Below are 14,582 nucleotides of genomic sequence, written 5' to 3'. Positions count from 1 at the left end.
TACCAACTAGGTACCTGCCGGGGGAGTGCCTCCGTCATCTGTGCCGGAACCGGACTGCGGCAGCAGGGGGAAGAGCCGGGTGATGAGCGCCACCGGGCGGGCTCCGTCCGGACGGGCGAGCGGGCGTTGTTCGCGGTCCTGGTAGGGGGCGAGTGCCCGGCGGACGGTGTCGGCGACCCGGCTCATCTCCTCCGGTGTCAGGTAGGCGATGGCGCTGAATGCCTCGTCACGGCGCCATTCGGCCGGGGCCTGGTCGCGCTGGGAGAGCCAGCGCTGCCAGCTCTCGTCCTCCAGGCCGCGGGCCAGGTCGCCGAACTCCTCCTCCGCGGGCCTTTCGGTGGCGGGGGCGTCCTGTCGCAGGCGCCAGGGGCGTGCGCGCCCTCCGTGGTGAGGGGCTTCCTCGATGTGCCCGTGGCGTGCGAGCTGCCGGAGGTGGAACGAGCAGAGCCCCGAGCTGTAGCCCAGCCGTGCGGCGGCCTCGGTCGCCGTCACCGTGCCGACTTCGGCGAGCAGGCCCATCAGGGCCGTACGGACGTCGTGCTCGCGCAGGTCGTCGCCGGTGTCCCGGGGCTGGCCGGGGTGTGCGGGGAGGTCATCTTCGGTCACTTTGCAAAGTCTGCTACTTTGCAAAGCACTTGGCAAGGGGTCACGCCCGCTTGCTGTCGGCGGAGGCAATTGAGGGGGAGGCAGAGATGTCCGTGCGTGAGAGCTGGTCCAACGGCCCGAGGCGGGAGCGGCAGGTGGACCGGCGCGTCCGTGTGCAGGGGCGGCCCGTCGACGCGTTTCCCGCGCTGCCGCCGGAGGCGGCGCGAGGTTCGGTCCGCCGGGTCACGGTGGTGGGCGAGGAGATCTTGAGCCGCCCGTGCCAGGAGGTGACCGAATTCGGGACAGCGGAGCTGTCGGCGCTCATCGACGACATGTTCCTGACGATGTACGTGGCCGACGGCGCCGGTCTCGCCGCCAACCAAGTGGACGTCGACCTGCGGCTGTTCGTCTACGACTGCCCGGACGACGACGGGATCCGCCATGTCGGCCACATCCTCAACCCCGCCCTGGAGCTACCCGACCCGGGCAGCCGCCGACTCCTCGACGCCTCCGAGGGCTGCCTGTCCGTGCCCGGCGCCACGATGGAGGTTCCCCGCACCGATCACGCCGTCGTCCGGGGCCAGGACAAGGACGGCAACCCTCTCGTCATCGAGGGCACGGGCTACTTCGCCCGATGCCTGCAGCACGAGACCGACCACCTTGCCGGCCACACGTACCTCGACCGGCTCTCCCGCCGGGACCGCAAGGACGCCATGCGCCAGATGGCAGAACGCCGCGAGGCGGTCTTCGCCCAACGCGCCACCAAGGCCGACCGCCTGAGCCGCTCAAGCCCGATCACCTGAGCTCGATCTTCATCTCCCCGGTTGTCGTGGCGCCGAGCGGTAACGACGGTCTGGTGTCCGGATGGTCCCGCGGACGACGATGTCTGCCATGACGATCGAGGACTCGTGGCTGCGGATAGAGAACTGGTTGCGTGAGTACGCACCGGCCGCATACGCCGCATTGCCCCCAGCCGTGGGCACTGACGCGGTACGCGCGGCGGAACGCCGGTGCGGGCTCGTGTTTCCCGAGATTCTGGTGGCATCCCTGCGCCGTCATGACGGCGCAGGGGAGTGCCGGCTGCCCGGCAACTACCGTCTGTCCGGCGCAGCTGAGATCGCGCAGGACTATGTGCAGTGGATCGGGTCGCAGCAGCGGAGTGTTCACGATGAACTGCGCTATTGGCGTTCATCGTGGTTGCCTCTGGCCGGAGATGGCGCCGGGGGTTCCCTCTTCATCGAGACGGCACCGGGCGACCAACACGGGCGCATCGGTGCGCATGCCCACGGTGACGGTGGACGGTTCGACGACTGGCCCCAGTACGCCTCGCTGCAAGCTCTGCTCAGCTGGGGCGCGCAGGCCCTGTCCGTCGGCACCGCCACGGATGTCCTGGACTACGTGCTCGTCACGGACGAACAGGGGCTGCCGTACTGGGAGGACGCCGACGCAGAACAGGACGGCGTGACGGTGGTCTGGGACATGGCAGCCCTGGAGAACCTGGCTCCGCACCGGCCTGCGGCGGTTGATGACCGGCGTAAACCCCTGGCATGAGTCCGTGCACGCCGTTAGCGTCGTTCGCATGCAGTGCTTCGCTTCCTGGCGTACTCGCCGCTGAGGGTCGGCCCGCCGCCGCGGCATGCCGCGCGCGGGCCACAGGTGTCCCTTCCCTCCCTCAGTTCCGAGAGGCACAACGCTCATGCTCATTCGAGAGTTCGTTCAGAGCGACCTGGCACGCGTGATTCAGCTGACCATCGAAACCTTCCAGGCGTTTTACGAAGAGTCGTTGCGCCCCTTGGTGGGCAACGTCGTCTTCGACATCCAGCACGGCAACTGGCGCGACGACTACCGCCGGCAGGTTCCTGGCCTGCACGACCCGGAGCAGAACAAGTACGTGGCGGTCGCAGAGACCGACGGCGTCATCGTCGGCTACGTCGCCTGGCAGGCAGACCCGGTCCACGGGCACGGCAGGATCGAGATCCTCGCCGTCGCGGCAGACCACCGTCGCGACCAGGTCGGCACCGCACTGTGCCGGCACGCATTCAGCGAACTACGCGGTCTCGGCGCGAAGATGGTCGAGATCGGCACAGGCGGCGACGCGTTCCACGCGCCGGCCCGCGGCCTGTACGAGAGCCTCGGCTGCGTCAAGCTGCCGACGGCGGTGTACTACCGCCAACTCTGACCGGCCCTGGGGCGGGCCGCGGAAGCAGGTCAACGATGGGTGCTCAGAGAGAAGCGCAGGCCTCGCCGATTGCCTGGTCCAGCATGGTCAGGCCGAGTGACAGTTCCTCCTCGGTGGCGGTCAGGGGCGGGGCCATGCGCAGCACCCCGCCCATGTTGGCGAGTTGGACGATGTTCATGTGCAGGCCGAGTTCAAGGCAGCGTCGGGTGACCCGTGCGCCCAGTTCGTCCGAGTGCTGCTTGGTCTCGCGGTCGACGACGAGTTCGAGCCCCGCGAGCAGGCCCCGGCCGCGGATGTCGCCGACGACCGCGTGCCGCGTGGCGATGTCCGTCAGGCCCTGGTGGAGAAACGCGCCGAGCGTACGTGCGCGCTCGTCGAGCCCGTCGCGGGTCAGGACGTCCAGGACGGTGTTGCCGACCGCGGCCACCAGCGGGTCGGCGACATGCGTGGTGAAGAACAGGAACCCGCGCTCATGCGCCTCCCGCTCGATCTCGGCGCTGGTCACCACGGCCGCCAGGGGCAGCCCCGCGCCCAGCGTCTTGGACAGCGTGAGGATGTCGGGCACGACACCGTCGCGCTCGAACGCGTACCAGGTTCCGGTGCGGCACAGACCGGTCTGCGCCTCGTCGAGGATCAGCAGCATGCCGCGTTCCCGGCACTTGGACTGGAGGGCCGCGAAGTATCCGGGCGGCGGCTCGATGATGCCGCCGGAGCTGAGGATGGGTTCCACGAGGCAGGCGGCCAGGCTGCCGGTCGACTGGGCGTCGATCAGGTCGAAGGCGAAGTCCAGCTGGCGCCGCCAGTCCAGGGAGCCGTCGTCCGTGGTGAAGTCGGGCCGGTAGGTGTTCGGCACGGGGATGGCGAAGTTGCCGGGCGCGCCGGGACCGTAGCCCTTGCGGCCCGCGCTGTAGGTCGCGGACGCGGCGGCCTGCGTCATGCCGTGCCAGGAGCGCGCGAACGAGACGATCTCGTGCTTGCCGGTGACGAGCTTGGCCATGCGGATCGCGGCTTCGTTGGACTCGGCGCCGGTCGTCAGGAGCAGCGCCTTCTCCAGCGGCGCGGGCAGCGTCTCCGCGAGGCGCCGGGCGAGGTCGACCACGGGACGGCTGAGCATGCCGCTGAAGAGGTGGTCCAGGGACGCGACCTGCCGCTGGACGGTCGCGACGATCTCGGGGTGCGAGTGGCCGAGGATCGCGCTCATCTGGCCGGAGGTGAAGTCGAGGATCTTCCGGCCGTCGGCGGTGAACACGAAGCTTCCGGCGGCACGTTCGATGATCTCGTGGGTGAACTCGCCGCCGTAGCGCACGAGATGCCTCTCGGCATCGGCCCAGAAGGTGTCGGTGGACGGCAGGGCTGTGGTCGAAGCGGTCATGACGCCGACGGTAGGCGGCACCCGAGCGACACGTCCATCTCACGATTCCGGCTTTCCTGTTCGGTAAAACCGCACAACAATGGGGTACGTGATGAACCCCTGGAGGCTGCGGCTGCTGAGCCAGCTCGACACGCTCGGCACCGTGCGGGCGGTCGCCCAGGCCGCCAACCTGAGCCCGTCGAGCGTCTCCCAGCAGCTCGCCGTGCTGGAGAGCGAGACACGCACCCAGCTGCTCGAACGGACGGGGCGCCGGGTGCGGCTGACCCCGGCCGGACTGATCCTCGCCCGCCGGGCGCGGGCGATTCTCGACCACATGAGCAGCGTGGAGGCGGAGCTGCGCGGCTTCGGCGAGGAACCGGCCGGGCTCGTGCGGCTCGGGGCGTTCCAGAGCGCGATCCACACCATGGCCGTGCCCGCGGTGAGCCGTCTCGCGCGCGAGCATCCGCACCTCGACGTCGAGCTCCTCGAACTGGAGCCGCACGCCAGCATGCCCGCACTGCGCGGCGGCGACGCGGACATCATCATCACGACCACGGACTTCGACGAGCTGCCGCTCGGTCCGGACCTCGACATCGTGCCGCTGGCCATGGACCCGGTCCTGCTGGTGGTCCCGCCCGGGCATCCGGCGACCGGCCGCGGCGCCGTGGACCTCGCGGCGTACGCGGACGAGGCGTGGGCGTTCGACGTCCCGCAGTCGTACATGGCCAACCTCGCGCTGCGCCTGTGCCGTCAGTCCGGCTTCGAGCCGCGCGTGGTGTGCCGCTTCAGCAACTACATGATGACCCTGCAACACGTCGAGGCCGGACTCTCGATCGCGCTGCTGCCCGGCCTGGCGGTCGACGGCCGCTACGACGTGGTCACCCGGGAACTCGCCACTCCCATGACCCGCACCATCACCGCGGCGATCCGCCACGGCTCGCCGCCTCGCGCGGCGGTGCGCGCGGTCCTCGAAGCCTTGCGTCACCACCCGGATCTGCCGCTGCCGGGAGGGGAGTGAGGCCCTGGGCCGCGCCCAGACCCTTGCCCAGACGTGCGGAAGCCGGATTGTCAGTGGCGGCTGCGAAGGTGGGAGGCATGGACAGGGATGAGGAGTTGCTGCGCGGCCGGGTCTACGGCCAGGACCACGACGACCCCCGTCAGGGCCCACAGCCCGGGCGGGACTACGGCGAGCTGGTCGGTGGCCCCCTGGACGGCCTGTTGCTCGACATGACCGGCTGGACCAAGGGCGAGAAGGAGACCGGTGTCGCCCTGCCCACGGAGCTCGGGCACTTCGGTGCGGGCGGGCGAGCGATGTACGACCCACGGCCCGGTGACCGCCGCCGTCGGTGGGACTGGTCCGGCGACACTCCCTGACCACGGGCCCGTGGCAGGGGCCGCTGACCAACCCCGCCCTCCCGAACCGGCGTCAGATCCGCCCCCACTCAGATCAGCCCGGCCCAGATCCGCCCCCACACAGATCGTAGAGTCGCAACGGTGAACGAAAACAACACCTTTGGCAGGTCGGACGCTCCCGACCACGAGCTGCCGATGCTGACCACCGACCAGGCCGACCGCCTGCGGGCACTCGCCGCCCCGTATGCGCAGGAGGGCCACACCCACTCCCTGCGCAACCTGGCGCAGAGGTGCCGAAAGGCGCCGCAAGAGCACTGGCCCGAAATGGTCGCGGGCCACTTCGCCGGCCTGGCGGAGGCAGGCAAGGGCGACGAGAGCGCCGCCGAACTCCTTCGCGGTGTGCACGCGCGGCTGATACCCACGAACGCGCTCACGCAGGAGATCGCCGGTGCCATGAGTTACGCGCGGGTGGTGGCCGAGGGACTCGTTTTCGCCTACGCACTCGACATGCCCGCCAGCGTGCGCATGCTCACCGATCCCGACGTGGAGCGCGCGGGGATCGAGGAGTTGGGGCAGGCGGCGTACGCGAACTTGATGCGCGTACCCGTCGAGCACGACGAAGTGCCCGTCGAGGGAGGAGCGGTGCTGCACTCCCTGTACGGCGATTCCCCGTTCGTCGCGAGCAAGGCGCTGTATCTGTCGGAAACGGTCCGGCAGGTCACCGGTGAGTCGCTCCCGGACGCCGGAGCCCTCTTCGTCGTGCCCACCCGGCATCTGCTGGCCTACCACCCGATCGCCGACGGTTCGGTGGCCGACGCCATCAACGCCCTTGCCGCGTACGGCCTCGGCGCGTACGAGGACGGACCGGGCTCCCTGTCTCCCCGGGTCTACTGGTGGCATGAGGGCCGCCTGACGTCCATCACGGTCATCGACCACGACACCCTCTCCTTCTCCCTGCAGCCGCCGCCGGAGCTGCTCGGGCGTCTGAAGGGCCTGGTGCGCCTCGACGCTGCCGGCCGGCTCGACACCGCCACCGCGGCCAAGGCACCCGACGTGGCTGCCCTCACCCATGCCACGGCCGACGCCATCACCGGTCTCGCCGAGGACCCGGCCGGGCTGGGCGACGCCTTCGCCTCGGCTCTCACGCTTGCCCACGCCCACTGCGCCGCCGACCCCAAGGCGTCGTACGTCGGCACTTGGGACGCCTGGGCCGTCTCCGTACAGCTCGGCACGGCGCTGTTCGCCGGTGCGTCGGCCCAGAAGTGCTGGCTGGGCGAGGACATGGTGCCGCAGCTGCCCGCGACCCCGGCCGCGCCGCCCGCCCAGGCCCGCGCCTGGCTCGATGCCTTCTACGTGGCGGTCGCCTGCCGTCAGAACGACCGGGCCGACCGGCTGTGCCAGGTGCCCCTTGAGGTGCTGCGGCAGGACGACTCCGTCGACGCGTATGTCCTGCACTGGATCGACACCCTGCAGACCTACTGGTCCGAGCGCCCCATGGACGACGTCGTGGCCAAGCTGCTCACCACGATGGAGAACTCGTACCCGGAGTCCTTGACGCACACGCCCAAGGACTTCGCGGACCTCATCGACTACCAGCCCGTGGCTCTCTTCCACCGACTGATCGCCCGCGACCACGACGCTTTCACGAAGGCCCTGGCCGAAGCCGTCGATCACCACCGCACCTACTGGGGCGACTCGACGGCGCCGCGCGCCCGGGTGGCGCTGGGGGTCCTCGCGATGGCGAGCCTCGCGTACGACTACGGCTTCCCCGTTGACATGCCGCAGCCCTACCTGCCCACGTACCTGCTCAACCGCGAGCGGATCGAGGAGATACCCCCGGCCTGATCTTGAAACCCTTCTGAAACCGGGCTGAGGGCGCCGTGCCGCAACCTCTGCGGCATGACGACAACGACGACATCGTCCCCACCCGCCATCGCGGCCACGGGGATGCGCAAGGCCTACGGGGACAAGACCATCCTGGACGGCATCGATCTGGCGGTGGCGGCCGGCACCGTCTTCTCCCTGCTCGGGCCGAACGGCGCGGGCAAGACCACCGCCGTGAAGATCCTCTCCACGCTCATCGCCGCCGACGCCGGTGATCTGTGGGTCGGCGGCCACGATCTGGCCTCCGACCCGCAGGCGGTGCGTGCCACGATCGGTGTCACCGGGCAGTTCTCCGCGGTGGACGGCCTGATCACCGGCGAGGAGAACATGCTCCTCATGGCCGACCTGCACCACCTCTCCAAAGCCGAGGGACGCCGGATCGCCGCCGAACTCCTGGAGCGCCTCGATCTCACCAAGGCGGCGAAGAAGCCCGCCTCCACCTACTCCGGCGGCATGAGGCGGCGCCTGGACATCGCCATGACCCTGGTGGGCGGGCCCAGGATCATCTTCCTCGACGAGCCCACCACCGGGCTCGACCCGCGCTCCCGTCACAACATGTGGGCCATCATCCGTGAGCTGGTCGCGGGCGGCGTGACGGTCTTCCTCACGACCCAGTATCTGGAGGAGGCCGATGAACTGGCCGACCGCATAGCGGTGTTGAGCGGCGGGAGGATCGCCGCCGAGGGCACCTCCGACGAGCTCAAGCGGCTCATCCCGGGCGGCCATGTGCGGCTGCGGTTCACCGACCCGACCGCCTACCGGTTCGCCGCCCACGCCCTGCGCGGCGTGACCCGCGACGACCCGGCCCTCACGCTGCGACTGCCCGCCGACGGCAGCCAGCGCGAGCTGCGCGCCCTCCTCGACCGGCTGGAATCGGCCGGCGTGGAGGCGGACCAACTGACCGTGCACACCCCGGACCTGGACGACGTGTTCTTCGCCCTGACCGCCGACCGTGCCGACGCCCCCGACCAGGCCATGGAGTCCGTCCGATGAGCACTCTCCCCCTGGTCGTACGCGACTCGACCACAATGCTGCGCCGCAACCTCCTGCACGCCAGGCGCTACCCCTCACTCACCCTGAACATCCTGCTGACCCCGATCGTCCTGCTGCTGCTCTTCGTCTACGTCTTCGGCGAGACGATGAGCGCGGGCATCGGCGGCAGCGGCGCCGACCGCGCGGACTACGTCGCCTATCTCGTCCCGGGCATCCTGCTGATGACCATCGGAGCCACGCCCGCCGGAACGGCGGTGTCCGTCTCGATGGACATGACCGAGGGCATCATCGCCCGCTTCCGCACGCTGGCCATCCACCGCGGCTCGGTGCTCGTGGGACACGTCGTCGGCAGCGTGTTGCAGGCCGTCCTCAGCGTGCTGCTCGTGGGTGCCGTCGCCGTGGCCATCGGTTTCAGGGCCGTCGACGCCACGGTCCTGGAGTGGATCGCGGCGCTCGGACTGCTCGCTCTCGTCGCGCTGGCGTTCACCTGGATCGCGGTCGGGGTGGGGATGGCGAGCCCGAACGCCGAGGCGGCCAGCAACAACGCGCTGCCGCTGATGATCCTGCCGCTCATCTCCAGCGCCTTCGTGCCGGTCGCCTCGATGCCGGGCTGGTTCCAGCCGTTCGCCGAACACCAGCCGTTCACCCCGGCCATCGAGACCCTGCGCGGCCTGCTCCTCGGCAGTGAGATCGGCGACAGCGGATGGATCACGATCGCCTGGTGCCTGGGCCTTGCCGCACTCGGCTACCGCTGGTCGACGGCGTTGTTCCACCGCGACCCGAAGTAAGCGCACGGACCGCCTCCCACAGCTGGTCCCGCCTCAGGGCGGCGTATTGCGACACCGCGTCGTCGTACGCCGCCCGGTCGGCGGTTTCGGCCGCCCGGCGGGCGCGGGCGGCCGACATCGTCGGCTGGAACTCGCGCAGCACCCGCAGCCGTTCCGCCAGCGTGATCATCCGTACGGCGGCGGCCATGTCGAGGGTGTCACCGGAGGCGAGCGAGGCCATCCCGAGCGCGTGCAGCACGGTCCCGAACACGGGCAGTTCCAAGGGCGAGCGGGGCGGGCCGTCGAGCAGCGTCCGCAGCCGCTGCCACAGCCGGTCGAGGGTTTCCGCGACCAGATCGAGTCGCCCGGCGTGCGCGTGTGCCGTCACTGCGGCGGACTGGATCTGCAGCGCCCACGGGTCGAGCCACGGGTCGCCGCCGTAGAGAGAACGCGCTTCCCGCATCCGCTCCACGGCGGCGCGCCACAGGCCCAACCCGTCCTCGGTGCGGCCGCGGGCGAGGGCGATCTCGGCGCGGGCGCCGAGGGCGGGGCTGTAGAAGTCGTCGTCGCGCGATGTGGTGTCATCCTCGGTCTGCCGGAGCCAGTGCTCGGCCTCGTCGGGGTCGCCGCGCTGCAGGCAGGCCAGGGCCAGGGCCGAGCGGATGCCGATGTAGTCGCGCTCGTCACCGAGCCGCGGCAGCGCCCGCAGAGCCGCCGTCAGATGCTTGTGGGCGGTCTCGCCGTGGCCCGTCCGCAAGCACAGTTCACTCAGCCGGGAATGGCCCATGAGCTGCAGGGGCGGCTGGTCGACCCGGGCCAGCGCACTGATCATCCGGTGGGCGGAGGCGAGCGCGCGGTCGATGTCGTGCTCGTACTCCCAGACGTAGGTGGCCACACACTCGGCGATGGCGACGACCAGGGGCTGCTCGTCGGCGCAGAGTGTGCGCAGCACGGCGTAGTCCGGCGGGCGCATCTCGGGAAGGGCCCTCAGGACCGCCGCGGTGGCGCGCGGCAGGGTGTCCGGCGGGGCCGGGGGAAGGCGGCGCAGGGTGACGAGCTGGCGTATGCCGTGCGGTCCGTGGTTCATGAACAGACCGCCCGCACACAACACCGCCGCTGTGCGCGCGACTTCGACGTACTGGGGCCCGGGGCGGTGGTGCGAGAGCGGTGGGCCGGTGTCGGCGGCGAGGGTGGCCAGGCGAGGGTAGTTGGAGTCGGTGGACCACAGGGCGGCGAGTACGGCGGTCAGGCCGGCGGTCGTGGGGCCGTCGGCGCGGGCCAGGGCGTGCCGCAGGGCCGGCACGAGGTTGTCCTGCTCGGCCCTGATCCGCTCCCGGGCATCGATGGGGCCGCCCCGGGACCGGTGAGGCCGGGAGCCAGGGGAAGGTTCGGGACCGAAGAGCATGTCGTGGGCCTCGACCCCGAAGTCCCGTGCCCAGGCAAGGAAGCGGCCGACGGCCTCGTCGTCCTCGCCGGCCTGCGTACGCCGGGCCGCGCTGAACTCGCGTACGGCCTCCAGCATCCGGAAGCGCACACCGGCCGGGGTGTCGACGACGGTGAGCAGCGACTGCGCGGCCAGCTGATCCAGGAGCAACAGCGCGTCCTCGCCGAGCACGTGCTCCGCCGCCGCCCCGCAAAAGCCGCCGGGGAATACCGACAGCGTGCGCAGGGCCGCCCTCGCGTCCGGTGTGAGCAGGTTCCAGCTCCACTCCACGACCGCGTGCAGCGTGCGGTGGCGCTCCGGGGTGTCCCGCGCGCCGCCGCGCAGCAGCGCGAACCGGTCGCCGAGCCTGCGGGCGATCTCCGGCACCGATAGCACCCGCACCCGCGCCGCCGCCAGCTCCACGGCCAGCGGCAGCCCGTCGAGGTGGCGGCAGAGCCCGGCCACCGCGTCCGGCGGCAGCTCCACGCCTGGCCTGGCGGCCCGGGCGCGCTGGGTGAACAGTTCGACCGAGGTGGAGAGATCGAGTTCCGGCAGCGCGTACAGCGTCTCGGACGTGAGGTCCAGCGGGGCCCGGCTAGTGGCGAGTACCCGAAGCTCCTTCGAGGAGGCGATCAGCGTCTGCACGAGGGCGGCGGCGCCCCGGATGACCTGTTCGCAGTTGTCGAGCACCAGCAGGGCGGGACCGGAGCCGAGCACGCCCAGGATGCCGGCCACCGGGTCGCCCGCGGTGTGGCCGCTCACCACGCCGTGCCGGCTCTCGCCCGCGCCCAGCGAGGAGGCCACCTCGGTCGCCACGTCCGCGTCCGCGGTGACGGCGGCGAGCGGCACGAAGTACACCACCCGCTGTGCGGCCCGGCGGCTGACGGCGTGGGCGAGCCGGGTCTTGCCGAGGCCGCCGGGCCCGACGACGGTGACGGCACGGGAGGCGCCCAACAGCCGTTCCACCGCGGCGATGTCCCCGGCACGGCCGAGGAGCGGGTTCGGCTCGTGCGGCACACCGTGGCGCACCACCGGGGCCCCGGCGCGCAGCAACTCCCGCTGCACGGCCCTGAGCCCGGGGCCGGGATCGGTGCCGAGTGCCTCGCGCAGGTCACGGCGGTACGCCTCGTAGCGGGTGAGGGCGGCGGCCGGGCCCGCTGTCGCGGCCTCGGCGCGCAGCGACTCGGCGAGCACCTCCTCGTCGCGCGGATGCTCCGCGGCGGCCACGGCCAGCGGACCGGCCGCCTCCGCGTGCCGTCCGAGGCGGGCCAGCGCGAGTGCTCGCGCGCGTACGAGAGCGGCGTGGACGGGGGCACGTTCGGCGCGCAACGCGGCAACGGGGCCGTCGATGGCGGCCGATCCGCCGGGGGCGCCGTCCCACAGGGCGAGCCCGGCTTCGGCCGCCGCCAGCCCACCCGCGTGATCCCCGGCGCTGGCCCGCTGCGCGCTCGCGGCGGCGTGCAGCAGCAGGGCCGAGCTGTCGACCTGGTCCTCGGCGAGGGTGAGCCGGTATCCCGTGGGCGTGCTCGCGATGACGTCGGCGCCCAGCTGTGCCCGCGCCCTGGACACAAGGACCTGCAGTGCCTTTCCGGGCCGCTCCGGCAACGCGTCGGGCCACAGCCCCGCAATGAGCCGTTCGATGCCGCATCCCGCGCGCAGGTCACCCGCGAGCAGCGCGAGCAGGCCGCGGAGCCGGGGTGCGGTGACCTCCTGCCCGCGATGCGCGACACGCGGCAGCAGGGTCAGTTCGATGGTCACCCGAGCAGATTAGCCAAGGCTCCGTCAGCTCCTTTCGGCCGTCGTGGTGTTGTGTGCCCTACGCCACACAACGCCGGGGGGCATCTTCGGCGAGAATGCGCCGATGGACCTCCCCAGCCAGCTCACCCCGATCCCGAACGCCGCCGGGCTGTACGCGTGGATGCCCGCCGGTGGCGGCAGTTGGGGATTCGCCAACTGCCTCTGGATCGTTTCCGGCGACGAAGCCGCGATCATCGACACCCCTTACGACCAGCCGCTGACCGACGCGATGATCCGGGCGGCCCGCCCGATCCTCGGCACGCGACGGGTGAGCACCGTGGTCAACACGCACGCCAACGGCGACCACAGCTGGGGAAACCACCTGTTCCCCGGCGCGGACATCATCACCACCCGCTCCGGCCACGAGCACCTGGCGCATGAGCCCACTCCGCAGGAGATGCACCACCTGCTGAACGAGACACCCGCCGAAGGAGCGCTCGGCTGGTACCTGCGCCGTCACTTCGGTGTCTTCGACTTCCTCTCGGCCCGGGTGACCCCGCCCACCACCACCTTCAGCGGCAAGCACGTCTTCACGGTGGGGGAGACGGAGGTCGAGCTCATCGAGGTCGGCCCCGCGCACCACGCGGGCGACCTGATCGCCCGGGTGGGCGACGTGGTCTGCGCGGGCGACGTCTTCTTCCCCGAGGACCACCCTCCGCACTGGTCAGGCCCGCTGCAGAGCATCATCGAGGCCAACGAGACCATCCTGGGCCTCTCGCCGCGGGTCATCGTTCCCGGGCACGGTGGGCTCAAGGGGCCCGATGACCTGAGCGAGCACATCGACTACCTGCGCACCATGCAGAGCGAGATCCGCCTGCGCTTCGAGAGCGGTCTCACCGCCCTCGAGGCCATGGACGACATCTTCGCCCGTGGCCTCTACCCCCAACTCGGCCTGCCGGAGCGCTTGATGATCGTCATAGCGCTCGAGTACGGGCACCTTCGGGGCACGGGGCCTGACCCCTCGGTCATCGAACTCGCGCACAGCGCCGCCCAATGGGCCTTCGACCGGCACACCGCATCCCGACAACTGCCGGTCGCCTGACGGTGTGCGGCCGCCCCCGCCGCCGGGCGGCACCCGACCATGCGTGGCACGGCCGGGGGCGACCGTTCCGGCTCCCCGAACACACACACACCCGCTCTGGGTTCGGCGCACGAGGCATGACCATCAAAGCGCGGCGGACGCGGCAGGCGCACCGCGCAAGCCCGCCACATCGGCCCCGGTTCCGACGGCCGGAATGAACCGGGGCCGCCGTTTCACCCAGCGGAACAGACGACCGGGTCGGGCTTGAAGACCAGCATCGTGAACCGTGCGCCGGGCGAGCCGAGCGGCATCGCCGTACACATGGTCACATCGCCCACCCGCGAGGGAGCGTGCTGCTCACAGCACCGGTCCAAGTACGCTTCCTCGCCCGAGCCCCCGTACGCGTTGTAGCGCATCTTGCGGGTGTCGCCGTTGGGGTGCACGTAGGCGACATGCCGTGTCCGGTAGATGGGGCCCACCACCGGATCCGCGTCGACCTCCTGGTCCAGGTCCTGCAGATCGGTGTTCTCCGGGTGGGTGGCCACCGCCGTGCGCAACTGGGCGGTCAGCGGTATCGCCCACTGGGTGCGCCAATTGACCATGTGGTGCTCCCTGGTGTCCTCCCGCAGCAGCATGTAGCGCATGAGGTTCTGTTCCGGGAGTGCCGGCGGTGAGGTGTCTCCCGCGCGGCGGGGGAACATGCGAAGGAAGTCGTCGTTGCAGGCGAGGACGTTCCAGGCGACGTCGTTGACGTAGCAGGGCTGTCCTTTGATCCCCTCCACCGCCACTTTCCAGCCGGGCGGCACGTTCGTGCCGGCCAGCGGATCCTGCGGACGGGGCGGCTCGTGACCCACGGCGTAGACGTAGAGCGCGATGCGCTCCCGCTCGTGCAGCTGGAGCACCTTGGACACCCGGTCGAGGAACTCGGGCGTGGGGGAGGCCATTTCGCCGCGCTCCAGCTGGGCGTAGGTCCGCTCCGACACATACAGGAGCTGCCCGACCTGGGCCTGCGAGAGGCCGGTGGAGCGGCGGCCGCGGCCGGTGCGCGGGGGCCAGCCGAGGGTTGAGGGATCAACCTGTTTCCGCTTCCACTGCAGCAGTTGCCGCAGAGCCGCCTTGTTGTCCACCGCTCACCCCCTCCCGTGCCGACGACCGGCCGGGCCCGCCCCATATACCGGAAAGGAACCTTCCTGAAATTCAATGACAGGAAAAAACTGGTCCTGGTGGTG

Annotated in this window: 13 protein-coding genes; 9 read left to right on the top strand and 4 right to left on the bottom strand. The window is 70.9% G+C overall.

The window, feature by feature from the left end:
- Positions 1-6: 6 nt before the first annotated feature.
- Positions 7-606, bottom strand: coding sequence for an ArsR family transcriptional regulator (locus ACWFRU_RS36805; protein WP_453692452.1), 600 nt, complete (start codon positions 604-606; stop codon positions 7-9).
- An 86-nt stretch (positions 607-692) separates the two neighbouring features.
- Here ACWFRU_RS36805 and def point away from each other — a divergent pair, with 86 nt between their 5' ends.
- From def to ACWFRU_RS36790, 3 genes are all read left to right on the top strand, one after another.
- Positions 693-1,388: a peptide deformylase gene (gene def / locus ACWFRU_RS36800; protein ID WP_453692451.1), complete on the top strand. Its 696-nt coding sequence runs from the start codon at positions 693-695 to the stop codon at positions 1,386-1,388.
- An 88-nt stretch (positions 1,389-1,476) separates the two neighbouring features.
- Entirely contained in the window at positions 1,477-2,136 is a 660-nt protein-coding gene (locus ACWFRU_RS36795; RefSeq protein ID WP_453692450.1) for an SMI1/KNR4 family protein, read from the top strand.
- A gap of 145 nt (positions 2,137-2,281) precedes the next feature.
- Positions 2,282-2,764: a GNAT family N-acetyltransferase gene (locus ACWFRU_RS36790; RefSeq protein ID WP_453692449.1), complete on the top strand. Its 483-nt coding sequence runs from the start codon at positions 2,282-2,284 to the stop codon at positions 2,762-2,764.
- A 43-nt stretch (positions 2,765-2,807) separates the two neighbouring features.
- Here ACWFRU_RS36790 and ACWFRU_RS36785 read toward each other — a convergent pair whose 3' ends face one another.
- On the bottom strand, positions 2,808-4,136 hold the full coding sequence (locus ACWFRU_RS36785; protein WP_453692448.1) for an aspartate aminotransferase family protein: 1,329 nt from the start codon (positions 4,134-4,136) through the stop codon (positions 2,808-2,810).
- A 91-nt stretch (positions 4,137-4,227) separates the two neighbouring features.
- Between ACWFRU_RS36785 and ACWFRU_RS36780 the strand changes: the two genes are divergently transcribed.
- From ACWFRU_RS36780 to ACWFRU_RS36760, 5 genes are all read left to right on the top strand, one after another.
- Complete coding sequence (locus ACWFRU_RS36780; RefSeq protein ID WP_453692474.1) at positions 4,228-5,133, top strand: LysR family transcriptional regulator; 906 nt, start codon at positions 4,228-4,230, stop codon at positions 5,131-5,133.
- Positions 5,134-5,210: 77 nt separating this feature from the next.
- Positions 5,211-5,489 carry a hypothetical protein gene (locus ACWFRU_RS36775; RefSeq protein ID WP_453692447.1) on the top strand — a complete coding sequence of 93 codons (279 nt, stop codon included), beginning with the start codon at positions 5,211-5,213 and terminating at the stop codon, positions 5,487-5,489.
- Positions 5,490-5,609: 120 nt separating this feature from the next.
- The gene (locus tag ACWFRU_RS36770; RefSeq protein WP_453692446.1) at positions 5,610-7,313 is read left to right on the top strand and encodes an immunity 49 family protein; all 1,704 of its coding nucleotides are present in this window, start codon (positions 5,610-5,612) and stop codon (positions 7,311-7,313) included.
- A 54-nt stretch (positions 7,314-7,367) separates the two neighbouring features.
- On the top strand, positions 7,368-8,345 hold the full coding sequence (locus ACWFRU_RS36765) for an ATP-binding cassette domain-containing protein (RefSeq protein ID WP_453692445.1): 978 nt from the start codon (positions 7,368-7,370) through the stop codon (positions 8,343-8,345).
- Positions 8,342-9,133 (top strand): ABC transporter permease, encoded by a 792-nt coding sequence (locus ACWFRU_RS36760; protein WP_453692444.1) that lies wholly within the window; start codon positions 8,342-8,344, stop codon positions 9,131-9,133. The genes ACWFRU_RS36765 and ACWFRU_RS36760 overlap by 4 nt, the downstream gene beginning before the upstream one ends.
- Here ACWFRU_RS36760 and ACWFRU_RS36755 read toward each other — a convergent pair.
- Entirely contained in the window at positions 9,054-12,293 is a 3,240-nt protein-coding gene (locus ACWFRU_RS36755) for an ATP-binding protein (protein ID WP_453692443.1), read from the bottom strand. The genes ACWFRU_RS36760 and ACWFRU_RS36755 overlap by 80 nt on opposite strands.
- 103 nt (positions 12,294-12,396) lie before the next feature.
- Here ACWFRU_RS36755 and ACWFRU_RS36750 point away from each other — a divergent pair, with 103 nt between their 5' ends.
- A complete protein-coding gene (locus ACWFRU_RS36750) occupies positions 12,397-13,374 on the top strand; it encodes an MBL fold metallo-hydrolase (protein WP_453692442.1) in 978 nt (325 codons plus the stop codon).
- Between the two features lie 212 nt (positions 13,375-13,586).
- Here ACWFRU_RS36750 and ACWFRU_RS36745 read toward each other — a convergent pair whose 3' ends face one another.
- Positions 13,587-14,480, bottom strand: coding sequence for an MmyB family transcriptional regulator (locus ACWFRU_RS36745; RefSeq protein ID WP_453692441.1), 894 nt, complete (start codon positions 14,478-14,480; stop codon positions 13,587-13,589).
- Between the last annotated feature and the right edge of the window lie 102 nt (positions 14,481-14,582).

It is taken from the genome of Streptomyces sp. NPDC055099, assembly GCF_053607685.1.
This window is presented reverse-complemented; position numbering and strand designations above follow the sequence as displayed.